The 23,717-nt window shown below is 67.3% G+C and carries 21 protein-coding genes and 1 tRNA gene; 13 read left to right on the plus strand and 9 right to left on the minus strand.

Annotated elements, in window-relative coordinates:
• The 3 genes from TF1_RS09765 to TF1_RS09775 form a co-directional block, all read right to left on the minus strand.
• On the minus strand, positions 1 to 378 hold a 378-nt coding region (locus TF1_RS09765), incomplete at its 3' end, for a hypothetical protein (RefSeq protein WP_061783830.1).
• Positions 379 to 1,906: 1,528 nt separating this feature from the next.
• Positions 1,907 to 2,467 (minus strand): bacterial proteasome activator family protein, encoded by a 561-nt coding sequence (locus TF1_RS09770; protein ID WP_011290518.1) that lies wholly within the window; start codon positions 2,465 to 2,467, stop codon positions 1,907 to 1,909.
• 63 nt (positions 2,468 to 2,530) lie between these two features.
• On the minus strand, positions 2,531 to 3,517 hold the full coding sequence (locus TF1_RS09775) for an NAD(P)H-quinone oxidoreductase (RefSeq protein ID WP_061783831.1): 987 nt from the start codon (positions 3,515 to 3,517) through the stop codon (positions 2,531 to 2,533).
• 231 nt (positions 3,518 to 3,748) lie between these two features.
• On the opposite strand from TF1_RS09775, the gene TF1_RS09780 reads away from it, so the two are divergent.
• The 7 genes from TF1_RS09780 (at position 3,749) to TF1_RS09810 (ending at position 11,637) form a co-directional block, all read left to right on the plus strand.
• Positions 3,749 to 5,608: a MinD/ParA family ATP-binding protein gene (locus TF1_RS09780; protein WP_061783832.1), complete on the plus strand. Its 1,860-nt coding sequence runs from the start codon at positions 3,749 to 3,751 to the stop codon at positions 5,606 to 5,608.
• 292 nt (positions 5,609 to 5,900) lie between these two features.
• A complete protein-coding gene (locus TF1_RS09785; protein ID WP_061783833.1) occupies positions 5,901 to 7,085 on the plus strand; it encodes a substrate-binding domain-containing protein in 1,185 nt (394 codons plus the stop codon).
• Between the two features lie 4 nt (positions 7,086 to 7,089).
• A complete protein-coding gene (locus TF1_RS09790) occupies positions 7,090 to 7,860 on the plus strand; it encodes an ABC transporter ATP-binding protein (protein ID WP_016187991.1) in 771 nt (256 codons plus the stop codon).
• Positions 7,857 to 8,603 (plus strand): ABC transporter ATP-binding protein, encoded by a 747-nt coding sequence (locus TF1_RS09795; RefSeq protein ID WP_011290523.1) that lies wholly within the window; start codon positions 7,857 to 7,859, stop codon positions 8,601 to 8,603. The genes TF1_RS09790 and TF1_RS09795 overlap by 4 nt, the downstream gene beginning before the upstream one ends.
• A complete protein-coding gene (locus TF1_RS09800; RefSeq protein WP_011290524.1) occupies positions 8,600 to 9,496 on the plus strand; it encodes a branched-chain amino acid ABC transporter permease in 897 nt (298 codons plus the stop codon). Before TF1_RS09795 ends, TF1_RS09800 begins: the two co-directional genes overlap by 4 nt.
• The gene (locus tag TF1_RS09805) at positions 9,493 to 10,617 is read left to right on the plus strand and encodes a branched-chain amino acid ABC transporter permease (RefSeq protein ID WP_011290525.1); all 1,125 of its coding nucleotides are present in this window, start codon (positions 9,493 to 9,495) and stop codon (positions 10,615 to 10,617) included. The genes TF1_RS09800 and TF1_RS09805 overlap by 4 nt, the downstream gene beginning before the upstream one ends.
• 144 nt (positions 10,618 to 10,761) lie before the next feature.
• The gene (locus TF1_RS09810) at positions 10,762 to 11,637 is read left to right on the plus strand and encodes an alpha/beta fold hydrolase (RefSeq protein ID WP_011290526.1); all 876 of its coding nucleotides are present in this window, start codon (positions 10,762 to 10,764) and stop codon (positions 11,635 to 11,637) included.
• On the opposite strand, the gene TF1_RS09815 is transcribed toward TF1_RS09810, so the two are convergent.
• Positions 11,569 to 13,515: a helix-turn-helix domain-containing protein gene (locus TF1_RS09815; protein ID WP_061783834.1), complete on the minus strand. Its 1,947-nt coding sequence runs from the start codon at positions 13,513 to 13,515 to the stop codon at positions 11,569 to 11,571. The two genes, TF1_RS09810 and TF1_RS09815, sit on opposite strands and share 69 nt — an antisense overlap.
• Positions 13,500 to 14,315, minus strand: coding sequence for a 3-hydroxybutyrate dehydrogenase (locus TF1_RS09820; protein WP_011290528.1), 816 nt, complete (start codon positions 14,313 to 14,315; stop codon positions 13,500 to 13,502). The genes TF1_RS09815 and TF1_RS09820 overlap by 16 nt, the downstream gene beginning before the upstream one ends.
• 236 nt (positions 14,316 to 14,551) lie before the next feature.
• On the opposite strand from TF1_RS09820, the gene TF1_RS09825 reads away from it, so the two are divergent.
• The gene (locus TF1_RS09825) at positions 14,552 to 15,796 is read left to right on the plus strand and encodes an extracellular catalytic domain type 1 short-chain-length polyhydroxyalkanoate depolymerase (protein WP_011290529.1); all 1,245 of its coding nucleotides are present in this window, start codon (positions 14,552 to 14,554) and stop codon (positions 15,794 to 15,796) included.
• Positions 15,797 to 16,314: 518 nt separating this feature from the next.
• Positions 16,315 to 18,102 (plus strand): phosphoenolpyruvate carboxykinase (GTP), encoded by a 1,788-nt coding sequence (locus TF1_RS09830; RefSeq protein WP_016187995.1) that lies wholly within the window; start codon positions 16,315 to 16,317, stop codon positions 18,100 to 18,102.
• 107 nt (positions 18,103 to 18,209) lie between these two features.
• On the opposite strand, the gene TF1_RS09835 is transcribed toward TF1_RS09830, so the two are convergent.
• Positions 18,210 to 18,299 (minus strand) — tRNA-Ser (locus TF1_RS09835).
• Between the two features lie 123 nt (positions 18,300 to 18,422).
• Positions 18,423 to 19,154 (minus strand): PIG-L deacetylase family protein, encoded by a 732-nt coding sequence (locus TF1_RS09840; protein WP_011290531.1) that lies wholly within the window; start codon positions 19,152 to 19,154, stop codon positions 18,423 to 18,425.
• 108 nt (positions 19,155 to 19,262) lie between these two features.
• Between TF1_RS09840 and TF1_RS09845 the strand changes: the two genes are divergently transcribed.
• Together TF1_RS09845 and dnaN are read left to right on the plus strand one after the other, a co-directional pair.
• A complete protein-coding gene (locus TF1_RS09845) occupies positions 19,263 to 19,718 on the plus strand; it encodes a PaaI family thioesterase (protein WP_011290532.1) in 456 nt (151 codons plus the stop codon).
• A 489-nt stretch (positions 19,719 to 20,207) separates the two neighbouring features.
• Positions 20,208 to 21,347: a DNA polymerase III subunit beta gene (gene dnaN, locus TF1_RS09850; RefSeq protein ID WP_011290533.1), complete on the plus strand. Its 1,140-nt coding sequence runs from the start codon at positions 20,208 to 20,210 to the stop codon at positions 21,345 to 21,347.
• Between the two features lie 164 nt (positions 21,348 to 21,511).
• On the opposite strand, the gene TF1_RS09855 is transcribed toward dnaN, so the two are convergent.
• Together TF1_RS09855 and TF1_RS09860 are read right to left on the minus strand one after the other, a co-directional pair.
• Positions 21,512 to 21,802 (minus strand): hypothetical protein, encoded by a 291-nt coding sequence (locus TF1_RS09855; protein WP_011290534.1) that lies wholly within the window; start codon positions 21,800 to 21,802, stop codon positions 21,512 to 21,514.
• Positions 21,802 to 22,230, minus strand: coding sequence for a hypothetical protein (locus TF1_RS09860; RefSeq protein ID WP_011290535.1), 429 nt, complete (start codon positions 22,228 to 22,230; stop codon positions 21,802 to 21,804). Before TF1_RS09860 ends, TF1_RS09855 begins: the two co-directional genes overlap by 1 nt.
• A gap of 212 nt (positions 22,231 to 22,442) precedes the next feature.
• Between TF1_RS09860 and TF1_RS09865 the strand changes: the two genes are divergently transcribed.
• Both TF1_RS09865 and TF1_RS09870 read left to right on the plus strand, forming a co-directional pair.
• Positions 22,443 to 23,321, plus strand: coding sequence for a helix-turn-helix domain-containing protein (locus tag TF1_RS09865; protein ID WP_340147991.1), 879 nt, complete (start codon positions 22,443 to 22,445; stop codon positions 23,319 to 23,321).
• Entirely contained in the window at positions 23,314 to 23,502 is a 189-nt protein-coding gene (locus TF1_RS09870) for a DUF397 domain-containing protein (RefSeq protein WP_041427538.1), read from the plus strand. Before TF1_RS09865 ends, TF1_RS09870 begins: the two co-directional genes overlap by 8 nt.
• The last annotated feature ends 215 nt before the right edge of the window (positions 23,503 to 23,717 follow it).

Here is a 23,717-nt window from a genome sequence, read left to right on the forward strand (position 1 = left end):
GACTGCGACCCGTTCCCGTGCTGCTGCGGGCACCGTCCCGCCGACAGGGTCTTCAGCTGTTCCGCCCCACCGGCGCAGGATCTGCAGCGGGCGGAGTCCTTCACGCTCGCTGTGCGCGATCCGGTCGGCCCAGAAGCGTGCTGCGGGTTCTTCGGCGGTATCCAGTGCGAGGAATCCGACGGCGTCGTCGGTTTCTGTTGCCCACAGGAAGCCCAGCAGTGCTCCCTTGCGGACTACGGGGAGGTAGCGGATCAGCGCCGTGGACGTGGGAGTGTGGCGTGGCGCGGTGTCCGGGGAGGTGGGCGGGGGGATCGAGGCGGGGGATGCTCCGTCGGGGTGCGCGGTCAGATCGTCCACCGGTTCCGTCTCTTTCGTCATTTGTGCTGGAAGTCCGCTCGTGGCGTGCGGCCACGCTGCCTCCACTCGACCTCGCGCACCTCCCGTCCTGGTGGGGTGTCGGGTGGATCGCCGTGGCTGCTCCTTCCTCACCAGCGACAATGACAAATTTCACTTAATGGTGAGGATGCGGTTTTCTGTGATGGTTTTCGGAACTTCGGACATTACCACGTCTGCCGACATTGAATTACTGTGCAGGACATAAGGGGCAAATTCTGCCATATCAGACAGAGGTCTGATGTGTCCTATCATCTCTTGGGCCCCTGCAATCCACTCTCGGCGGAGCCGGGATTCCCTCTGGGCGCTCAGGAGGAGAATTCCGCTGAGGCCAAGGCCTTCCCTAGAACGAATCCATCATCCGGTCATCCTAGGAAAACAATTCTGAACAGATGGCGGTGAATCTTCATTTTCGTGAGGGAGTGGCAGGTGCTAACGCGAAAAGAATTCTGAGAAAACGAAAACATCTTTCATTTTCTCGGTGGTGGTCAGCACAAAGGCCACGGGCGGGACCGCAGTAAGCGGTCCCGCCCGTGGCCTTCTCCCCCCTTATCTTCCCCCCGGGAGACAGGTCAGGAATCTCGGACTTTAAGCCGTCAGCAGCGACTTACCGGGATGCTTCCGTGCTCAGCAACCACGCCCGCGTCAAGGGCCGTCATGCCTGCGAAACCCCCTGTCGTGGGCTGCAGGGAGAGCGCAGCCGAGTGCGCCCTCCCTGTCCTGCGCCGCGGCCTACCTGGGACAGCGACCACATCCCCATGGCCCCGGGCAGCCCGCAGTGTGGGGGACCCCGCTGCCACCCCGAGGCCGCCAGCCACGGCTCCCCCGCTTGCCTGCTGGCTGAGCGGCCACGGTGGTGAACCCCCACGTAAGGCCAGCGCACCGCAGTAGCCCCCGAGTAGAAAACCCTGGCTGGAGGCTTCCCCTGCGGTATTCGCCACCCTTTCCTCGTCACCGGAATCCGTGCCACACGAGTCCCCGATAAGCCCGGCTGCCGGGATACCCCCCTCCTTGCCCGGCGTGCCATCGGGAGAAACGGCGAGATGCGCGGCCTTTCGATGGAAGAAATCCGCCATCCACCTCACCTCTCCTCTTGTGTCGGGGACACCGCTGCCGATTTACGGCAATGGTGCTCGACTCCGGTGATAGGAGCAGTGAAATTCTAAAAATGAACCATCCCCCTTCGCAGGGGATTCGCGCATATTCCCACCGTCTTGAACAAAAAAATTCGGGCTTTGCGTGCAAAGCCCCCTAAACGATCAGTGGTGAACGCGCCGGATCGGATAGCGGACGAGTCCTAAATCCTGAATCGGACTGACAGAAACTGGGGAAGGTGTTCCTCGGCCCGGGACCCCGTCGCAGCCCCGAAAAAAAGACACACGGTCCCGCCCGCCGACTCCGCAGTCCCCGACACACAACACGGCTCGGGAAGGCGGGATGACACCCTCCGCCCCCGAGCCGTCTCACTGATCCATGGCAGCGGGCCGCGGCCCAGCCCCAGGTATGCGCCGACCTACAGGTACGGTCCCGAGCTGCCCTGCACCCGACCCTGCTGGGCGTGCTCGCCCTCCCCCTGCTGCTGCAGCGCAGAAGGCAGCGCCCGGCGCATGTTCTCCAACTGGGCGCGCGCCGCCATCTGCTGGGCGAACAGTGTCGTCTGAATACCGTGGAAGAGACCCTCCAACCAGCCCACGAGCTGAGCCTGAGCGATCCGCAACTCGGCCTCGCTCGGCGTCTCCTCGTCGGTGAACGGCAAAGACAGCCGCTCCAGCTCCTCCACCAGTTCCGGAGCGAGCCCGTCCTCCAGCTCCTTGATCGAGCTGGCGTGGATCTCCTTCAACCTGACCCGGCTCGCCTCGTCCAAGGGGGCGGCCTTGACCTCCTCCAGCAGCTGCCGGATCATGCTGCCGATCCGCATGACCTTGGCAGGCTGCTCCACCATCTCGGTGACCGGACGCCCCTCCGACTCCTCCTTCTCCTCCTCATTCGAGGGCGCAGGGGGCACGGCGGCCGGGCCGCTCGGCCCCAGAATCAGCACCTGGGGCTGCTCTTCCTGACTGGGTCCGTTGTTCATCGCATCTCCCACCTTGCGGCTGTTGACGTTGGAGACACTACGCCGATTTCGCGGTGAGTGTTATTAATTGGTAACAAGCAGAATCTTTCCGACATGCTCGCTGGCTTCCAGGACACGGTGCGCTTCGGCGGCCTGGCTGAGTGGCAGTACCCGGTCCACGACCGGCCGGATCTCCCCTCTCTCGACCAGCGGCCATACCCGCTCTGTTACCTGCGCGACGATCGCGGCCTTCTCCTCCAATGGGCGCGACCGCAGCGTCGCGGCGTGCACAGACAGCCGTTTGATCAGCATCCGCCCCAAGTCGAGCTCTGCTCTGCGCCCGCCCATCAAACCGATGACGACCAGCCGTCCGCCCACCGCAAGTGAACGGAGATTAGCCTCCAGGTAGCTGCCGCCCATGATGTCGAGCACCACGTCGACGCCGCGGCCGCCGGTCTCTTCCCGCACCCGCGCAGCAAAGTCCTCGGAACGGTAGTTGATCGCCACATCCGCACCGAGCTCCCGGCAGCGGGCAAGTTTCGCTTCGCTTCCCGCGGTGGTCAGCACGCGGGCGCCGAACGCGCGGGCCGCCTGGATCGCGAAGGTGCCGATCCCGCTGGCGCCGCCGTGCACCAGCAGAGCCTCGCCTTCACGCAGCTGGGCGGTCATGAACACGTTGGCCCACACCGTGCAGGCAACCTCGGGCAGGGCTGCGGCCTCGACCAGGCCGACCCCTTTGGGGACCGGCAGCAACTGGCCGACAGGAACCGCTACCCGCTCGGCGTAACCGCCGCCGCTCAGCAGCGCGCACACCTCGTCGCCCACCCGGTAACCAGAGTCTTCAGTGCCGGGGCCGAACGCAATGATGCGGCCGGAGCATTCCAGCCCCAGGTATTCCGGGGCGCCCGGAGGCGGCGGGTAGTTGCCTTCCCGCTGGCTGATGTCGCCTCGGTTGACCGCTGTTGCCGCAACCTCGACGAGGACTTCTCCCGGCCCGGGCTGGGGGTCGGGGGCCTCCTGCCAGACCAGATTCTCCGGACCGCCGGGGGCACTGACGACTATTGCTCGCATGGAATCCACGCTACCCACCCCGTCGCGGGCGGGGCGGACCCGTCAAACAATGCCGAGATGCGGCTTTCGCTCCCTTCTCATCTCATGACCACTAGTTCTATCGTTGATGACCGAGTGCCCGACGAACCCGGAGACGGCGCGACTCGCCGAGCGCACCGTCTTTCGACTATGAAATAGCCAAATACCACGCATACCCAGTACGGTCTGCGGAATGTCCTGAGGAGTGGCGCGGTGTCCTACGAAGAGCACGACGGTTCCGAACACTTCGGTGCTCGTTCGCCGCGCTCGCGATACGAGGATCCCGCGGTCGACACCGAGCTAGGGGAGGACCGCTACGAGGGAGCCGACGAGTGGTTCGGCGACGACGATTTCGACTTGGACCTTGCCCCTCCCCCACCCTATGCCCAAAAACTGAGCCCTGAACCGGCTCCGACCACCTCATCTCCCCCCGAGCCTGCCCCGTTCGCGGACCAGTCCTCCGGCGACAGCCACGGTCCCGGCCGGCTGGCGCCGCCCGGTCCGCTCGCCCAGCCGCAGCCTTCCCCACCGCGGCAGTTCGACGGGCCTGCGCCGGCAGCCCTGTCGCCTGACCTGCCGCCGGACCCGCTCCCTACCGTGTCGTCCCCGGACTTGTTCCGGGCCGACGCCACCCGGGGCGGACCGGAAACAGGACCGCCGTCCCCCGCCGTGCCCGATGCGAGCGGCCCCGGCAGCGAAGCCCACTCCCCGGAATCCTCGGCGCCGAAGGCGGATGACTCGCCCGCCGAATCGGTGCGGTCGCGCTTCGGCCGTAACCGGCCGCAGCTCCGCCAGTTGCTGGAAGAAGCCCAGCAGCGGTCCGCTCCCCCGCCGCCCCCGCCCGAGGACGTTCCCGAGCCGGAACCGCTTCCCCCGCTGGACTTCTCCGGGGCATTGACCACTCCCCCGCCGGGCCCGGCCCCGACGACGCCCCCGCCTGCCGCCCCAGCCTGGCGTGACCCTCACCCGCCGCGCCGGGAAGACACGCCGCCTCCACCAGTCCACGACCCGCGGACCACGGACCCGGAGACCCCGCGGTCTACGGCAGCGTCGCCCACGCCTTCCAGGCCCGCGTCCGCGAAGACACCCCCGTGGTTGTCCTCCCCGTCGCAGGGGAACAGCGCCACCGGTCCCGCGACGTTCGCCCCGCCCGTGGTCACCCCGGGCCGGGAGTGGAGCGGCGGCTACCGTCCCGGCGCGGTCACCGGGTGGCGGCGGGCCGTGCGGTCGATCACCTTCGGCCTCATCAACCCGGGGAACTCGCGGGCGGAACGCCGCCGCCAGGAGATGATCGCCCGAGCCTGCACCCATGTGGTGGGCGGCCACCACCGGGTTGCGGTGCTCTCCCTCAAAGGCGGGGTCGGCAAGACCACGACGACCGCTGCCCTCGGATCCATGCTGGCGTCCCTGCGTGGCGACCGCGTACTCGCCATTGACGCCAACCCGGACCGGGGCACCCTGTCGGACAAACTCCACTTGGAGACTCCCACCACGATCCGGGACCTGCTCAACGAGAAGGACACGATCTCCCGGTACGCCGACATCCGCGCGTTCACGTCCCAGGCCCCGTCCCGGCTGGAAGTGCTCGCCTCAGACCAGGATCCTGCCGTCTCCGAAGCGCTCAGCGAATACGACTACCGTGAGGTCGCCCGGATCGTCGAGCACTTCTACTCGATCACGCTCACCGACTGCGGCACCGGGCTGCTGCACTCGGCGATGCGGGGCGTGCTTGGCCTGGCCGACCAGATCATCGTGGTCTCCACCCCGTCGGTGGACGGAGCGCGCAGCGCGTCCGCCACACTCGACTGGTTAGACGCCCACGACTACGGGTCACTGGTGCGGGGCGCGGTCGTGGTGATGTCCATGGTGCGCCGCAACAGCAAGTCCAACGTGGACTTGCAGCGGTTGGAGGAGCATTTCGCGTCCCGATGCCGCGCCGTAGTGCGCGTGCCGTGGGATCCGCACCTGGATGAGGGCGCCGAAATCTACTTGGACCGGCTGCAGCCGAGCACCCACGACGCCTACCTGGAACTGGCCGCCACCGTGGGGGAGGCGTTCGCCTGGCCGCGGTGACCGCCGCGGGGCTGGCGTGCCTTAGGCAATAGGGAAGAACACGGAGCAGCGTCGCGCACCAACACACCGTGTCGGTGCGCATCAGCATGCCCGCGCGTATGCCCGCTTTTCCTCCGGGGTGCGGCGCCGTGTGCGGCTCCTCCGATAGGGGTTGAAGACACCGATTCGCGGTTCAATATGTGCCACAGCAACATGTGAATCACATCACTTCTTCTCTACCTTCGGTGGCACACCCCTGATCCTGCCGTCCCCACCGCCGCCCGCAGGGTGGCGGGGACACCTGGAGGAGACCATGCGTTATCCCCCTTACGCACCTTTCGCAGCCGCGCTCTGCGCCGGTGCTCTCGTCCTCACCGCCTGCGGCAGCCCGGAGAGCGCCGCCACAGGCGACGCTGACGGCCCCATCAAAATCGGCCTCGTCTACTCCATGAGCGGGCCGCTCGCCACCTACGGCGAGCAGTACTACCAGGGCTTCGAAGCCGGACTCGAATACGCCACCGGCGGCACCATGGAAGTCGACGGCCGGCCCATCGAAGTCACCACCCGGGATGACGCTGGCGACCCCACCAAGGCGGTGTCCGCGGCCCGGGAACTCATCGGCGAAGGCTACGACATCATCGCCGGGTCCACCGCGTCCGGCGTGGCCGTCCAAGTCGCCCCGCTCGCCGAACAGAACAAGGTGCTGTTCATCTCTGGACCGGCCGCCACCGACGCCATCACCGGCATCAACGACTACACGTTCCGTTCCGGCCGCCAGACCTACCAGGACATTCTCGCCGCGGGTTCTTTCATGGACGACCCCGAAGGCAAGAACGTCATGGTCTTCGCCCAGCAGAACGCGTTCGGCCAGGACAACGTGGACGCGGTCACCACCGTCCTCGAAGCCCAGGGCGCCACCGTGGACAGTGTCCTCGCCCCGCCCGACACCACCGACCTGACCCCGTTCGCGGAACAGGTCCGCCAAGCCGACCCTGACCTGTTGTTCGTGGCGTGGGCGGGGGAGACCGCCTCCGCCATGTGGAAGGCCCTCAACCAGCAGGGGGTCCTCGACGCCACCGAGGTCGTCACCGGACTGGACATCAAAGCGTCCTACCCGGTGTTCGGCGAAGCTGAAGGCAAGATCTCCTTCCTCTCCCACTACTTCGACGGGGCCGCGCAGACCGAAGCCGAGCAGATGATGCGCGAATTCGTCGAAGACAACGGCGGTGAAGTAGACCTGTTCACCCCCGACGGGTTCACCGCCGCGCAGATGATCGTGCACGCCATCTCTGAAGGCGACACCACCGAGGAGCGGATCAAAGCCCTGGAAGGCTGGACCTTCGAAGGCGTGAAAGGCACCCTGACCATCCGGGCGGAAGACCACGCGCTCCTCCAGCCCATGTACCAGGTGCGGTTGGTCGGCAGCGGCGCAGACGCTGTCCCCGAACTGATCGCGGAAATCCCTGCCGCCGACGTGGAACCCCCAGTCGCGGAGTGACGTGATGACCTCCCCCACCCCCTCCCCACCAGCCCCGGTCCTGGTCCTCAACGACCTGAGCTGGTCGGTTGGCGGCGCCGTCATCGTGGACGGCGTGTCCATGACCGTCTCCGACGGTGAATTCCTCGCCGTCATCGGCCCCAACGGAGCCGGGAAAACCTCGCTGTTCAACCTGGTGTCCGGACTGACCCGGCCCACCCGCGGCACCGTGGAACTGCTGGGGACCGACATCACCCGGCTCCCGCCGCACCGGAGGGCCCGCCTGGGCCTGGGCCGCACCTTCCAGACCTCCAGCGTCTTCGCTGACCTGTCCGTTGGCGCGAACGTCGGTCTAGCGGTCCAGGCCCGGTTGGGGGAGTCGCGCCGCTTCTGGCAGCGCGCCACCCCCGTGACCGGGCCCGAGATCAGCCGGGTTTTGGACCTGGTCCGGCTCTCCCACCGGGCCGACGCACTCGCCGGAGACCTGTCCCACGGCGACAAACGCAAGCTCGAACTCGCGCTGCTGCTGGCCCGCGAACCCCGCGTCATCCTGCTCGACGAACCCATGGCCGGGGTGAGCGCGGGGGAGATCGGTGAACTCGTCGACGTCATCCGCACCGTGCACCGCGAACAAGGCTGCACGGTGCTCATGGTCGAACACCACATGGAGGTGCTGCTCGATATGGCCGACCGCCTGGCCGTCATGCACCACGGCGCGCTCCTCGCCCTGGCCGACCCGGACACCGCCATGGCGGACTCGCGGGTCCAAGCCGCCTACCTTGGGGATGCGCTGTGACCGCCGCCGAGCCGCTGGTGGACGTCGCCGATGTGCACGTGTGGATCGAGGGCTCCCACATCCTGCAAGGGGTGTCGTTCACCGTTGCTGACCACGGGGTCACTTCGCTGCTCGGCCGTAACGGGGTCGGCAAGACCACGACCGTCAAAGCGATTCTCGGACTGGTGCCGCGCACCGGTCGGATCGTGTTCGCTGGCCGCGACATCACCGCCGACCCCACGCATGCGATCGCCGCGATGGGTATCGGCTATGTGCCGGAAGACCGGGGCGTGTTCGCCGGGCTGACCGTGGCCGAGAACCTGCGGCTGGCGGAGCGGCGCGGGCACACCCCCCGCTACGACCTCGTGCACGACCTTTTCCCCGAGCTTGCGCGGCGCGCCAACCAGCCCGCGGGCACCCTGTCCGGCGGCCAGCAGCAGATGCTCGCCATCGGCCGCGTCCTGCTCAACGACAACCGGCTGCTCATCGTGGACGAGCCCACGAAAGGGCTTGCCCCGCGGGTGGTTGCGGAGGTGGCGGACGCGGTCGCCCGGATCGCGGAAGAAGTGCCGGTGCTGCTTGTCGAGCAGAACTTGGCGCTGGTGCGCCGGGTGGCCGGGCAGGCCGTGGTCGTGGACGCCGGCCGGGTCGTGCACACCGGCAACGTGCTCGACCTGCTGGACGACGCCGAACGCACCCGGGAACTGCTCGGCGTGTCCAAAACCTCCGTTCCCGCACACGGCCAGCCGGGAGGAGCCGCATGAGTACCGTTGTCTTGCTCGTCGTGACCGGGCTCGGGCTCGGCGCGCTCTACTTCCTCATCGCTTCAGGCCTGTCCCTCATCTTCGGCCTGATGGATGTGCTGAACTTCGCGCACGGCGCGTTTTTGACCATCGGCGCCTACGCCACGTGGTGGGCCAGCGTCTATCTGCCTGGCGCGGGCGGGGACGGGGTCGGTTTCCTTGTCGCTGTAGCGTTCGGGGTTGCTGCGGGCACGCTCGCTGCCACCCTCGTCGAACTCGGGGTGATCCGCCCCTTGTACGGGCGGCACCGGGAGCAGATCCTCGTCACTGTCGGACTCAGCTTGGCGGTCCCCGCTCTCGTGCAAGCGATCTGGGGCGCGGACCCGCTGCCGTTCCCCCGCCCGGAGCTCGTCTCCGGCACGGTGACTCTGCTTGGCGCGGCCATTCCCACCGACCGGTTCCTGCTGATCGCGGTTGCTGCCCTGGTCCTCGCCGGGCTGCTGCTGTTCGGAACCCGCACCCGCTACGGCCTGATCGTGCGCGCCGGAGTGGAGGACCGGGCCATGGTCACCGCGCTTGGTATCGACGTGCGCAAGTCCTTCACCTTGGTGTTCGCGATCGGCGGGGCCGCGGCCGCGCTCGCGGGCGCGCTCGGCGGCCTCTACTTCGGGGTGATCACCCCGTTCCAAGGCACGTCCCTGCTGGTCTTCGCGTTCATCGTGGTCGTGATCGGCGGTACCACGTCCACGGTGGGCTGCGCGGTCGCGTCGGTCGCGGTCGGCATGGTCCAGCAGTTCGCCAACTACTACACCGTCGCCGGGCTCGGCGACATCGCCGTGGTGATCGTGCTCGCCGCAGTGCTGTTGACACGGCAGGGCGGGCTCGCCAAAGCAACCGCCGGGAGGGTGGCATGAACGTCGACACCGACACCAAGCACACAACCGAGGCCCCTGCCGCCCCCGCCGCACCGGTCGCCGAGGCGGTGCGCCGCCCCCGGCGGGTTCCCGCGTGGGTGGCCCCGGCCGTGGTCGCGGTGGTGCTGCTGTCCCTGCCGTTTTCCACGCTGCGGATTCCCGGCCTGTTCGAAGGCACTTTGAACAGCCCGTCCACGCTGCACGTGCTCGCCACCTGCCTTGTCCTGGGCGGGCTCGCCACCAGCTACGACCTGCTGTACGGGCGGGTGGGGCTGCTGTCGTTCGGGCACGCCCTCTACTTTGCGGCCGGCGCCTACCTGGCGGTGCTGCTCATGGGGATTCTGGAGCTGCCGCTGCTGTGGTCGGCGCTGATCGCCGTGGCTTCCGGCACCCTGCTGGCCTTGGTGTTGGGCGCGATCTCGCTGCGTGTCTCCGGCATCGCCCTGGCCATGGTGACCTTGGCGTTCGCGCAGGCCGGGTCGATCCTGGTGGTCCGCGACCCGGGGCGGATGACCGGGGGCGAGGAAGGGCTGTCGCTCAACCCGGACCTGGTGCCGGACGCGTTCATCGGCGTGGTCAACACGGTCAACCTGTACTGGCTGGCTGTCGGCTACGTGGTGGTGGCGCTGGGCGTGGTGTGGTGGCTGAGCGCCACCCCGGTGGGCCGGGTCTGGCAGGGGATTCGCGCCAACGAGCAGCGGGTCTCGGTGCTGGGCGTCAACCCTTACCCGTACAAGCTGGCCGCGTTCACGGTCGCGGGCGCGCTCGCCTCCCTGGGCGGGGTGGTCTACCTGGTCGTGTCCGGCGGGGTCACTCCGGCGATCACCACCGCCGAGTTCACGCTGACCCTGCTGGTGATGGTGTCGCTGGGCGGCGCGGGCACCCGCTGGGGGCCCCTGGTGGGCGCGGTCGTCTACACCTACGTCGACCACCGGCTGCTGCAGTTGGCGGCCTCGGACGTGTTCGACGGTCTGCCCGCGGTGGTGCGCGCCCCGCTGAGCCAGCCGCTGTTCATCCTCGGCACGCTTTTCGTGCTGCTGGTGTTCTTCTTCCCCGGCGGGCTTGCCGCACTGCCTTCCCGGATCCATGCGGCGCTGCGCCGCCGCGCCGCCGCGGCATAGCCGTCCCAAGCCCGGCCCCTGCTGTGCAACCGTCAAGTTCCCTCACCTAGCGGGGGCCGCGGGCCGGTTCCGGGCCGTTCCCTGGCGGGCGTACGGTTCGGAACCGGCCGTCTCGCACCCGGTAACCGTTTGAGGAGTCGTGTCGTGACCGGAACTGAATTCACCGTGGACGTGGCGGGTGGCGCCCTCACCGTCACCCGGTGGGGATCTGCTGAGGCGCTGCCCGTCGTGGCTTTGCACGGCATCACCGCTAACGGGCACTCGTTCGCCCGGGTCGCCGCCGAGCTTCCCGACACGCTGGCGCTGCTCGCCCCCGACCTGCGGGGCCGGGCCCGCAGCGCCCACTTGCCCGGCCCGTACGGGCTGGGGGCGCATGTCGCCGACACGATGGCCTTGTTGGACGCGGTGGGCGTGGACCGCACGGTGCTGGTCGGGCATTCCATGGGTGCGTTCGTGGCCTGCCTGGCTGCGGTCCGCCATCCCGACCGGGTGGCAGGGGTGGTGCTCGTCGACGGCGGGTTCGGGCTGCCTGCCCCGCCGGGAACCGACATCCAGCAGGTGATCGGCCCGGCAATGGCTCGACTGTCGATGACGTTCGCCGACCGGGACACTTACCGTTCTTTCTGGCAGAAGCATCCCGCGTTCGCGGGCCGGTGGAACACGTGGGCCGACACCTATGTGCAACGCGACCTGGTGGGGGACCCCCCGGAGATGCGGTCCAGTTGTGTGGCGGACGCGGTGCGGATCGACGGCGCCCAAGTATTGGAGGATCCGGAAGTGCTGGGGGCGATCCGTGCCCTGCCGTGCCCGGCGTGGCTGATGTGGGCGGCGCGCGGACTCTTGGACGAAACCCCCGGGCTGTACACGGCGGAGCGGCTCGCCGCGTTGGACGGCAGCGGAGTGCAGTTGGTGGAGCTGCCGGACGACAACCACTACACGCCGCTGTTCTCGTCAACCGCGGCCACGGTTGCCGCCCAAATCCACACCGCGGTCCAGCAGACCATGGAGGCGGAGCGCTAGCTGGATCTCCAAGGCCCGGCTGGGCTCCTGCCAGTCGTCGCCGATGAGCTGGGAGATCCGCTCCAACCGCTGGGAGACCGTGTTGACGTGGACGTGCAGCGCGTCTTTGGCGCGCGACAGGTTGCCGCCCGCCGCGAAATAGGCGCGCAGCGTGTCCACGAGCGCGGTCTTCCGGCGGGCGTCGTAGTCCAGCAGCGGGCCCAGGGTGGCGGTGACGAACCCGTCGACGTCCCGGTCGTCACCGAGCAGCAGCCCGAGGAACCCTAGGTCGGTGGGGGCGGCGACTTCCCCGGTGCGACCCAGGGCCTGCAGGGTTTGCAGGCAGCGCAGCGCCTCGGTGAACGAGGACCGGAATCCGGGCAGGGCTTCGACCGGCCCCGCCACCCCCACGGTCACCGGACCGTTGACCGCGACCCCCAGGTCAGCGCCGATACGGCGGCCCACCGCGGTGGGGTCGGTGCCGGGCAGGACGAGCACGACCCGGCCGCCGCGGATCCCGGCGAGCCCGCCCGTGGTTTCAGCGATGTGCATGGCGGCGAGGCGCAGCCGCCCCACATCAGCACCGGGGGATTCCGCGACCGCAACCACGTGGGGGACGGTGATGTCCGCGCCGAGGCGGGCCGCGCGCTGCCGCAGCGACTCGGGGTCCCGGTCCGGGGTGTCCAAGAGTTCGTCGAGCAGGTCGCCGCGGACCCGGTGCTCCGCTTCGGTTGCGGAACGGCGGATGAGCAGCAGCAGCGCGGTGACGACGGCGGCGCGTTCCAGGATGCGCTGGCCGGTGATGTCGGGTTCGATGCCGCGCAGGACGAGCATGCCGAGCAGTTCACTGCCGGCTGCGGCCGCTGCCACCCACGCATCCCCGGCGCGGGCGGTGCGGCCGCTGTGCAGCGCGGTCTGCACGGCTTCGGCAACGGCAGGGTCCTCGCAGCAGGGCGGGGGAGTGGCGGCCGTGTTGAGGTCGTGGATGCACACTTGGCCGCCGAGGACGTCGCCGACTGCGGCCGCGACTTCTTCGATCCCGCCGCCGCGCAGCACGAGGTCGGTGAGCCGGTCGTGGGCTGCCGCGGCGCGTTCCACGGATTCGGTGTGTTCTTGGAGCCGCTGGTTGACGGTGTTGAGTTCGGCGAGCGCCCGCCGGGTGTCGTCGATGAGGTTGGCGTTGTCGATAGCGATCGCCGCGTGCGTGGCCAGCGAGCTCAACAGGGCTACTTCCGCGTGGGAGAACGGCCGTTCCCGCCGGTTGGCGGCGAACAGGACGCCGATGACACGGCCGTTGAGTTGGAGCGGCACGCCGAGGATCGCGACCAGGCCTTCTTCGCGCACCCCCGCGTCGATGTGCTCGGTGTGCTGGAACCGGGTGTCCGCGAAGTAGTTGGCGGTGACATAGGGGAGGGCGGTCTGGGCGACCAGGCCGCCCAGACCTTCCCCGTGGCCGAGGCGTAGCTGCTGGAAGCGGGCTGAGACGGAACCGGACGTCACCCGCATGTAGGTGTCCCCGCGTTCCGGGTCGCTGAGTGTCAGATAGGCGACGTCGGTGTTGAGGAGGTGGCGGGCCCGGTCCACGATGGCGCGCAGCATCTGGTCGAGGCTGCGCATCCCGGTCAGGTCGTTAGCGGTTTCGAACAGGGCCGTGAGTTCGGATTCGCGGCGCTGCAGGTCGCGGAGGACGGAGCGGACCCGTAGCGCCAGGAGTTTGGCGCGTTCCAACCGGGCCAGGGTTTCCGGGGTGTCCCCGCGGGCACGGGCTTCCAGCAGCGGCCGTTCGTATTCGACCGCGGGAGCGTCGCGCAGCAAAAGTTCCAGGAAGGCCGACTGGGCGTCTACCGCCCACGGGTCGTCTTCGGGGGGAACCGGGGTGTTGTTCAGCTCGCGCTCCATGCTCCATCAATGGTCAGGGAGGCGCCGTTGATGAAAGACGCCTCGGGACAGCACAGGTAGGCCACCATTTCAGCGACTTCGGCGGGTTCGATGAGCCGTTTGATGGGGCTGCGGGCCAGCAGCACGGTTTCCACTACGTCGCTGGCGGGGATCCCGTGGGCGCGCGCCTGGTCGGCGATCTGCTGTTCCACGAGGGGGGTGCGCACGTAGCCGGGGTTGATGCAGTTGGAGGTGACTCCGTGCGGGGCGCCTTCGAGGGCGACGACTTTGGAGAAGCCTTCCAAACCGTGTTTGGCGGCCACGTAGGCGGACTTGTAGGCGGAGGCCCGCAGCCCGTGCACGGAGGAGATGTTGATGATCCGCCCCCAGTTGCGCGCGTACATGTGCGGCAGCGCGGCCCGCACGATCCGGAACGGGGCTTCCAGCATGAGTTTCACCATCATGGAGAAGCGTTCCGGGGGGAATTCGTGGACGGGGCAGACTGTCTGCACTCCAGCGTTGTTGACGACGATGTCGACGCCGCGTGCCACAGTGTCGACCGCGTCCAGGTCGGTGAGGTCTACGTGGTGGGGTTCGCCTATTCCGCGCTGGGCGAGTTCGTCGAGGGCTTCCCGGTTGAGGTCGACGAGGCGGACGGTGGCCCCGGCGGCGGCTAGGCGGGTCGCGCAGGCGCGGCCGATGCCGCTGGCAGCGCCGGTTACGAGAGCGGTCCGGCCGGTGAGGTCCACGTCAACAGAGGTCCCGGCCGCAGCGGAGGTGGGGGGTGCGGCCGTGTCGGGACGAGTGTCATGCGGTGTCATGGGCCTCAATGTAGGTTTTGTGAGGTTCGTCGCTGATATGGGCGGCCACCACAGGGTTGGGCGGTTCTATGTGGCGTTCGGCTATGTGGGGGAGAGCTGTGTGGGGTCTTCACGGGTCGTGTCGCCGCAACCTCCACACCAGACACATGTTATTTAGGTCACATTGTTCGTAGGGTGTGGGCACTGGTGTTCGGCCGAACCCGTGTCCCCCGCAGGGTCTTTCCAACGGAGGCACCATGCTGCACCTGACCCGACGCATACCCGCCCGGGTATGGGTGGCGCTGACCGCTGTCCTCGGCCTGGGCGCCGCCCTTCTCGGCACCACTGCCCTCGCCCCCCGCGCGGAAGCCGCCACCCTCACCCAGGTGTCCGCGTTCGGCTCCAACCCGGGCAACCTGAACATGTACGTCTACCGGCCCGCCACCCTCCCCGACAACGCCCCGCTCGTCGTCCTCCTCCACGGATGCTCCCAGGACGCCGCCACCTACCACGCCCACTCCGGCTGGGCCAAGTACGCCGACAGCCTCGGCTTCGCCCTCGTCTACGCAGAGCAGAAATCAGCGAACAACAGCTCCTCGTGCTTCAACTGGTTCCAGAAGTCCGACACGGCGCGCGGCTCCGGTGAAGCACAGTCCATCCGCTCCATGGTCGACTACGCGGTGCGCACCTACAGCCTGGATGAGGAGCGCGTCTACATCTCCGGCCTGTCCGCGGGCGGCGCCATGGCCTCCGAGATGCTCGCGGCCTACCCGGACGTGTTCGCCGGGGGAAGCATCGTCGCCGGAATCCCCACCGGCTGCGCCAGCAGCCTGCTGGACGCGACCACGTGCATGTTCTCCGGCCGCAACCTCACCCCCAAGCAGTGGGGCGACCTCGTGCGCGCTAAGAACCCGGGCTGGCAGGGACCGTGGCCGCGCGTCGCCATCTGGCACGGCACCGCGGACGCGGTCGTGACCCCCAAGAATGCGCAGTCCTCCCGCGACCAGTGGACCAACGTGTGGGGTATCGGGCAAACCCCCGCGCGGACCGCCAACCTCGGAGCGAACACCACCGTCGAGTACTACCAGGACAGTTCCGGACGCGACGTGGTCGCCCGCTACCTGGTCTCCGGCATGGGGCACGGCACTCCCGTGGACCCGGGGTCCGGCACGGACCAGTGCGGCACCGCCGGCGCCTACTTCCTCGACACGATCTGCTCCACCTACCACACGATCCAGTTCTGGGAACTCGACGGCGATCCGCAGCCGTCCCCGTCCCCTTCTCCGTCCCCGTCGCCCAGTCCGTCCCCGACCACTCCGCCCGCGGGGGAGTGCGTGACGGCGAACAACTACCAGCACGTGGCTGAAGGCCGCGCCTACGTCAGCTACGGCTACGCTTACAGCGTGGGCGGCAACGACCTGCTCGGCCTGTGGAACATCTACGTCATCACGTCCGTCCAGGAAACCTCTCCCGGCTACTGGGAGCGCGTATCCGGATGCTGATCCGACCATGACCACCGTGTCAGCCCGTGGCGGCCGGGGCGCGACCCCGGCCGCCCGCGCGTATCTCAGCCCTCCACTCGCGCCGGGAAACCGCCACGGAAAACACCGGAATGACTGCCGAGAGTTTTTGACTTACCCCGGTGAGCCCGATTCGAACCGGGCATCTATGCTCTTTTTCAAACTGTCTCGGATGCGCCCTCATGGAATTCCCTTCCGCGCTTTCTGAAAAACCGGCTCCAAGGGAACTCCTTCCGCTATCACAACACCGTGACCTACCCCGCAGTATTCCGTGTTCATCCCCTGTGACGTGGGCAGCTGCTGAAATAAAACCCGTGCAAGAGAAACTCTGCAGCGGGTAGAGAACACATTGCACAACCCTCAAATGGTCTAGTCCATAAGCGTGGCAAAGGTCTAGTCCAAGGTCTATGCCAACTGGTGGTAATAGGGGGTGATCGTTCATCATTTGAAACGACCCCTGAGGAGGAGGAATCGTGACTACTGCGGTCCACGGAAATAACGTGGCTCCGACTAGCCATCAGGAACTAGTCGACTGGGTACGCGAGATCGCGGAACTGACACAACCGGACGAAGTGGTCTGGTGTGACGGTTCGGACGCCGAGTGGGAGCGACTCACCTCCCAGCTCGTCGAACAGGGAACCCTGATCCGGCTCAACGAAGAGCTCCGCCCGAACAGCTTCTACTGCCGCTCCGACCCCAGCGACGTCGCCCGAGTCGAGGACCGCACCTTCATCTGCTCAGAGCGCCAAGAGGACGCCGGGCCCACCAACAACTGGGTGGACCCCGCCGAAATGCGCGCCACCCTCAAGGAGATCTTCACCGGATGCATGCGCGGCCGCACCATGTACGTGGTGCCCTTCTGCATGGGACCGCTCGGCGGCAAGATCTCCCAGCTCGGCGTGGAGATCACCGATTCCCCCTATGTCGTGGTGTCGATGCGCATCATGACCCGGATGGGCGCGCCCGCACTGCGCCTCATCGAGGAGCGCGGCACCTTCGTCAAAGCGGTCCACTCCGTGGGCGCCCCCCTGGAGCCCGGCCAGAAGGACGTGCCGTGGCCGTGCAACTCCACCAAGTACATCACGCACTTCCCTGAGACCCGGGAGATCTGGTCCTACGGCTCCGGCTACGGCGGCAACGCGCTGCTCGGCAAGAAGTGCTACGCGCTGCGCATCGCCTCGGTGATGGCACGCGACGAAGGCTGGCTGGCCGAGCACATGCTCATCATCAAAGTCACCCCGCCGTCGGGCGAACCCCGCTACATTGCCGCGGCGTTCCCCAGCGCCTGCGGGAAGACCAACCTCGCCATGCTCCAACCGACCATCCCCGGGTGGAAGGTGGAGACGATCGGCGACGACATCGCGTGGATGCGGTTCGGGGAAGACGGCCGCCTCTACGCCATCAACCCGGAGTACGGCTTCTTCGGGGTCGCCCCCGGCACCGGCGAGTCCACCAACGCCAACGCGGTCAAGGCGCTGTGGGGCAACAGCATCTTCACCAACGTGGCGTTGACCGACGACGGGGACGTGTGGTGGGAGGGCCTCACCGACGAGCCTCCCGCACACCTGACCGACTGGCGGGGCCGCGACTGGACCCCCGACTCCGGCGAGCCCGCCGCGCACCCCAACGCCCGGTTCACCACCCCCGCTTCGCAGGCGCCCACGATCGCCCCCGAATGGGAAGACCCCAACGGGGTGCCGATCTCAGTGATCCTGTTCGGCGGCCGCCGCGCCACCGCGGTGCCGCTCGTCGTCGAGGCGTTCAACTGGCAGCACGGCGTCTACCTGGGCGCGAACGTGGCCTCCGAGCGCACTGCCGCCGCTGAAGGCAAGGTCGGTGAACTGCGCCGCGACCCGTTCGCGATGCTGCCGTTCTGCGGCTACAACATGGGCGACTACTTCGGCCACTGGCTGAAGATCGGCCGCCAGACCGACCCGGACAAACTGCCCCGGATCTACTACGTGAACTGGTTCCGGAAGAACGACGAGGGCAAGTTCATCTGGCCGGGCTTCGGCGAGAACAGCCGCGTGATCAAGTGGATCATCGAACGGCTCGAAGGCAAGGCAGCAGCCCAGGACACCCCGATCGGCCGGGTGCCCACGCCTGAGGCGCTCGACACCGAGGGCCTGGACATCTCCCAGGAGGACTTGGAGCTGCTGCTGTCGGTGGACCGCGAGGTCTGGCGTCAGGAAGCCGACCTGGTCCCCGACTTCTTCAACTCCTTCGGGGACCGCCTGCCCAAGGAGCTGTGGGACGAGTATGAGGCGCTGCGTCAGCGGCTCGGCTAGCCGCTGCCAGGCGTGACGTCGGCGACCTCCCCGTGGTTTCACCTCGTCGGCGTCACGGCACACGTTGGCCCCCTCCACAACGGCGTGGAGGGGGCCAACGGTTTGCGCGGAGGGTGTGGGATTTGAACCCACGAGGCCGGGGCTACCGACCTAACGCTTTTCAAGAGCGTCGCACTCGGCCGCTATGCGAACCCTCCTTGCGGGCATATGCCCTTGCAGTGATGGTAGCCCACCTAGGCGCCACGTGATGAGCGGATGCGCCACCCCAGCGGGGTTCCTTGCCGGGCCGCCGCGCCCCCGGTAGCGCAGCCGTGCAGGTCTTAGCGGGGGAACAGTTCGAAGGTGACCGCAAGTCGGCCGCCGAACCGCGGGGCGTTGGCGGACAAGGTCTCGTCCAGGAAGGACCGCACATAGGTTTCCGGGTCTTCGTCGGTGAGCCCTTCGATGTAGGCGCGGTGCTCCAGCAGGGAGCGGACAGCGCGCTCGTAGCCCGGGGTGGCGTCCACTGCGTGCGTGGGCTGGGGCGAGGCCGCCACGGCAACCCAGCGCACCCCGTTCCACGGCTCCAGTCCCTGGTCGACGAGTTCCGGGAAGATCCACCGGTTGCCCGCGTCTGTGGCAGCGTCGAGCGTGGCCCGGCCTACCGCCTTGTGGTCAGGGGTGTTCCAGAAGCCGCCGTGGAAGGTGTCGCGGTGGTTGAGGGTGATGACGAGTTCGGGGCGGTGCCGCCGGATCGCCGCGGCGATATTCCGGCGCAGGGGGAGACCGTATTCGATCACCCCGTCGCGGTAGTCGAGGAACTCTACGGTGGTGACGCCGACAACGGCAGCGCTGGCGATCTGCTCCCGTTCCCGCAGCGGGGCCGCCTTGCTCGGGTGGATGCCGTCGATGCCCGCCTCACCGCGGGTGGCCAGCAGGTAGCTCACCTCTTTGCCTGCGTCAGTCCAGGCGGCGATCGCTGCGGCAGCCCCGTATTCCAGGTCGTCGGGGTGGGCGACGACGGCGAGGGCGCGCTGCCAGTCTTCGGGCATGGGGGAGAGCTGCTCGGTCACGGGATTCTCCTGTCGGTCGGTTGGGCGGCTCGCTGGTTCTGGCAAATGCGACGATTCGGGACTAATTGGGGTACCCAGGATTTTTACTGATCAGTAATATCTGCGGGCATGGTCATCAGTGAGGCTGATTTCGCTAAGTCGTCCATCATGGCGGCCATGCCGCTCGCCCGCATCCTCGGCGTGGAGTTCGTGGAGTTGGCAGAGGAGCGGGCGGTGATGCGGCTCCCTGACAACCCTGACCATTACGACCACACTCAAAACCAGCACGCTGGAGCGCTGATCGTCCTCGCAGAGACCACGTCGGGGGCAGCCGTGTTCAACGCCCTTGGCGACCGGCTCAAACTCGCGCTCCCCGTGTCCTTGGACGCCCGCGTCGACCACCGCCAGCCGTTCTCCGGCCCCGTGGTCGCTGAAGCCGTGCTGGGAGAGGAGTGGCGCACAGCCCTCACAGAACTGGAAGCCGGGGGCCAACCCGAATTCCCCGTGGACGTGGCGCTGCGCGCCGAGAACGGCTCCACCACCGGCACGGCCACGATCACGTGGATGCTGCGGCCCCACCCCTAAACCACCCTGCCGCCCGGATGCGTGCACTGCTGAACCAGCAGGCAGGGCACGCGCGAAAACGCACGTCTACCCCGGTCCTCTCCGCTGCGGCCCGCTGGTAGGTGCGGGGACGACGAAGGTGGATGCGTGGTCGACCGCGGCATCGAGGGCGAGCGGACCGCCCCCGCCCCACCGCCCTCAAACGCGCGAAAGGCGGCCGGTCAACGTATCGGACAGCTGGCTCCCCGCAGCACCAGCTGCCGCCCCGCGCACACCCTCGGTATGCGTCCGGTGGCGGCCGCGACAAGGGAACGGACGCCACAGCCGCCGAGATCCGTGCTGCCCTGATCCCGCCACCGTGCTGCTCCACGGCGACACCCAGTGAGCAGCGGAAATGCTGGCACAAGTTTGTCCACAGGCTGGGGACAACTTCTCGGGTTTTGTCATATCCGCCAGGTAGGGTCCTCCCCAACCCGACTCTGGAATGCCGGACGGTACAGGGAGGCCCCAGTGAAATTCCGAGTAGACCGCGACGCCTTCGCGGACGCTGTCACCTGGACAGCACGGGCACTACCCGCACGCCCCGCTGTTCCCGTGCTCGCGGGAATGCGCCTGGAGGTCGCCGACACCGCCTCCGACACCCTGCGGCTGTCCGGGTTCGACTACGAGGTTTCCGCTCAAGCGTCCGTGGACGTCCACGCTGAGGAAGCCGGCAGCGTTCTCGTCCCCGGCCGTCTGCTCGCCGAAATCGTCCGCACCCTGCCCCCGCATCCCGTGGAATTCCACGTGGAAGGCTCCCGAGCCCTTCTCACCTGCGGCAATGCCCGGTTCACGCTGCTCACTCTGCCGCTGGAGGACTATCCGACCCTGCCGGCCATGCCCCGCACGATCGGCTCGGCTCCCGCGGACGTGTTCGCCACCGCGGTACGCCAGGTGCTCCCGTCGACCAGCCGCGACGACACGCTGCCCATGCTCACCGGCGTGCACCTCACCTTCCGAGGCGACACGATCCTGCTCGCCGCCACCGACCGCTACCGCATTGCCGTGCGGGAAATGTGGTGGAAACCGGAAGAGGTCGACATTGACACATCCGCCCTGGTCCCGGCCCGCACCCTCGGCGACTTCAGCCGGTCCCTGACGGGCGGCAACGTCGACATCGCCCTGTCCACCAGCGACAGCCGAGGCGCAGGCGAAGGCATGATCGGCTTCGAGCATGACGGCAAACGCACCACCACGCGGCTGATCGACAGCGACTTCGTCTCCTACGAGTCGCGGTTCCCCACCGAGTTCGCCGCCCAAGCCGACGTTCCGGTCGCACCCCTGGCCGAAGCGGTGAAACGAGTAGCGCTGGTCGCGGACCGCAGCACCCCGGTGCGGCTGTCGTTCACCTCCTCTGAGGTGGTGCTGGAGGCAGGCTCCGGTGACGACGCCCAAGCATTGGAAGCCTTGGAGGTGAATTTCGAAGGCGAACCGATGCGTATCGCGTTCAACCCGCAGTACTTCCTCGACGGGCTCACCAACGTGGAGACGGAGCGCGCCTTCCTCAGGTTCGTCGCCCCCACCAGACCGGCGGTGATCACTGGAACCCCGGCGAAGGAAGGCGGAAAACCGGACTTCCGCTACCTGGTGATGCCGCTCCGCTTGGCCTAAGGCTCGACAGTACGGAGCAGGGCTGCCGCGAGGGCAGAGCGCAGGGCAGGGCTGACAGCGGTGAGGTGAAGAGAGACCCGGCGCGGGAGGAGATCAACGGGGGATGTCCCCTGCTGTTCGGTGCCGTGGCGGGCCAGCAGGGGAGTGCGGGAACAGGGCGGCCGCTACTCGTCTTCTCTTTCTCTGCGGGGTGCGGGCACGACGGGAGCGGTCCAGGTGCGGTCGTAGGCGTCAGTGCAGTCGCCGTCGTGGCCTTGGGGCCGTAGACAGGTGCTTTGGTGGACGGGGTGACGGCCCGGGCAGGCGTCGTCGAGCCAGCTTGTGATGCGTGCCAGCAGATCCAGACTGGTGCGGCGGGTCCGGTCGAGCCAATAGGTGCGCTGCTGGCTGGCTGAGAACAGATCCTCGGCGAGGCCACGGAGGATCTGGGCTTCCTCAGGCGTCAGCTCGACCATTACGTGTCCTCCTCAGCCGAGGCGCAGGCCTTTTCGACGCGGGAGAGATAGGCGCGGGCATAGTCAGGCGGGCTGAACTCGATCAGCGTAAAGTCCAGGGCTTCCAGGTCGCTGGCCCCCACGACAAGGTCAGGCAGGAGCCGGTGGCGGGCAGTGAACATCACGACCTGGGTCGGGTCATAACCTAGCGCCCACAGCGGAGCATGCCGCCGCGCAACACGGACGAAATCCGTTGCCTGTTCGTAGGTCAGGGTTGCCGCGGGCAACGGCACAGCAGGCTGGGGGCGCGGTTCCCGGACTTCTGGTGACTCTTCAGCGGCGGGGGAAGAGGCGGCTGAGGTTTCTCGGCGGTTGGCAAAAGGCCAGGACCGGGCCACGAACAGCGGTAACGCTGTGACCAGCGGAAGCAAGACGCGAACAAGTCGCATAGCGCGCTCCTCTCGAACAGGGGGTGGACTGGCAGCCTCTGCTCTGACTCATTGCATCCAATATAACTTGCAAGATTCATCTTTGCACTCAGAAATTGTTTCTACATGTCTACTTAGAAAAATGTTGGGAGTTGAGTGAAATGTCTGGTTCTCTGAGGGGCGTCTTAGGATCTGATCAGCAGATTCGCTGTGACACGAGGAGCACACCGGACGTGGCTATCAGTCCCACTCTTCGCCGCCGACACCTCTCCTCGCTGCTGCGTGAAGCACGCGAGAAGCGAGGGCTTACGGCCAAGTGGGTGGCTGAGAAAGCCAAGGAGCGGTCCGGGCGGGAGCGCGGCTGGTCCGAGTCCAAGCTGAACCGGTTGGAAAGCGGCGTCTGGAAGCGGGTGCGCGCCGAGGACATCACCGTGCTGCTCGACATCTACGGGATCACCGCCCCGGACGAACGCGCCACCTATCTCACGCTTGTCCGGGAGGCCATGCAGAAGGGCTGGTGGGCCTCCTACAGCGACGTGCTTGGCACGGGCGAATTCGTCGGTTTGGAAGCGGAGGCATCGCGGATCCGCACCTTCGAATCAGCGGCCATCCCAGGACTGCTGCAGACCGAGGACTATGCCCGTGCGCTCATGCGCGATAGCGAACAAATCGGTTCCTCAGCCAGCCTCGACCGGAGAGTCCAGGCGCGCATGCTGCGACAGCAGATCCTTAACCAGAGCAGCCCGCCCGATTTCCACACCGTCATCGACGAATCTGTCCTGCTTCGGATTACCCCCGAGCTCGCCGGGCAGCTCGACCACCTGTGGGAGGCCAGTCACCGCCCGCACACCGACATCCGTATCCTCCCGCTTAGCAGAGGACCGCACGCTGCGATGACCGGGCAGTTCGTCATCCTGGACTTTCCCCTGCCCAATCAGCCGGTGGTCTACCTCGAAGCTCTGGCAGAAGAGATCTACCTGGACAAACCTGAGGAAATCGACCGCTACCAGCGCATCTACGAGTACCTGCGGGACCAGGCACTGTCCCCCGAAGACTCACGGGACCTGATCCACACCCTCCGGCTGTCCCTGAACGAGAAACGCCATGACTGAGACACCCTGGCTACCCTTCCGCAAGTCCAGCTACAGCGGGTCGATCACGCAGAACTGTGTAGAAGTCGCTGTTACTTCCGAGTTTGTTGCGGTGCGGGATTCTGCGCACCGCGAGTTGGGGTATCTCACCTTCCCACTGGCCGAGTGGCGTGCTTTCCTCACCGAGCTCACCGACCGGTGACTCCAAGACGCCAGCACTTGATTGGACCGTTGGTGCTCGGTTGACGTGCGAAAAGAGCTGAAGACCGGTTCGCAGGCCAGCTCAAAAATCACCCCGGTGCGCGGTGCCGTTTGATTCGGCGCGACCTAATCGAGCGCTCCTCCCGTGTAACTACGACAAGGTCAGGGAGGAGTCGGTGGCGGGCAAGTGAGCATCACGACCTGGGCCGGGCCATA

It is taken from the genome of Thermobifida fusca NBRC 14071 = JCM 3263, assembly GCF_001592045.1.
GTDB classification, from domain to species: Bacteria; Actinomycetota; Actinomycetes; order Streptosporangiales; family Streptosporangiaceae; genus Thermobifida; species Thermobifida fusca.

Bases quoted from the DNA above. Each gene is read 5' to 3' on its own strand.
- TF1_RS09770 (WP_011290518.1), bottom strand. From the start codon at position 2,467: ATGAACAACGGACCCAGTCAGGAAGAGCAGCCCCAGGTGCTGATTCTG.
- TF1_RS09775 (WP_061783831.1), bottom strand. From the start codon at position 3,517: ATGCGAGCAATAGTCGTCAGTGCCCCCGGCGGTCCGGAGAATCTGGTC.
- TF1_RS09785 (WP_061783833.1), top strand. From the start codon at position 5,901: ATGCGTTATCCCCCTTACGCACCTTTCGCAGCCGCGCTCTGCGCCGGT.
- TF1_RS09790 (WP_016187991.1), top strand. From the start codon at position 7,090: ATGACCTCCCCCACCCCCTCCCCACCAGCCCCGGTCCTGGTCCTCAAC.
- TF1_RS09800 (WP_011290524.1), top strand. From the start codon at position 8,600: ATGAGTACCGTTGTCTTGCTCGTCGTGACCGGGCTCGGGCTCGGCGCG.
- TF1_RS09805 (WP_011290525.1), top strand. From the start codon at position 9,493: ATGAACGTCGACACCGACACCAAGCACACAACCGAGGCCCCTGCCGCC.
- TF1_RS09815 (WP_061783834.1), bottom strand. From the start codon at position 13,515: ATGGAGCGCGAGCTGAACAACACCCCGGTTCCCCCCGAAGACGACCCG.
- TF1_RS09820 (WP_011290528.1), bottom strand. From the start codon at position 14,315: ATGACACCGCATGACACTCGTCCCGACACGGCCGCACCCCCCACCTCC.
- TF1_RS09825 (WP_011290529.1), top strand. From the start codon at position 14,552: ATGCTGCACCTGACCCGACGCATACCCGCCCGGGTATGGGTGGCGCTG.
- TF1_RS09845 (WP_011290532.1), top strand. From the start codon at position 19,263: ATGGTCATCAGTGAGGCTGATTTCGCTAAGTCGTCCATCATGGCGGCC.
- TF1_RS09855 (WP_011290534.1), bottom strand. From the start codon at position 21,802: ATGGTCGAGCTGACGCCTGAGGAAGCCCAGATCCTCCGTGGCCTCGCC.
- TF1_RS09860 (WP_011290535.1), bottom strand. From the start codon at position 22,230: ATGCGACTTGTTCGCGTCTTGCTTCCGCTGGTCACAGCGTTACCGCTG.
- TF1_RS09870 (WP_041427538.1), top strand. From the start codon at position 23,314: ATGACTGAGACACCCTGGCTACCCTTCCGCAAGTCCAGCTACAGCGGG.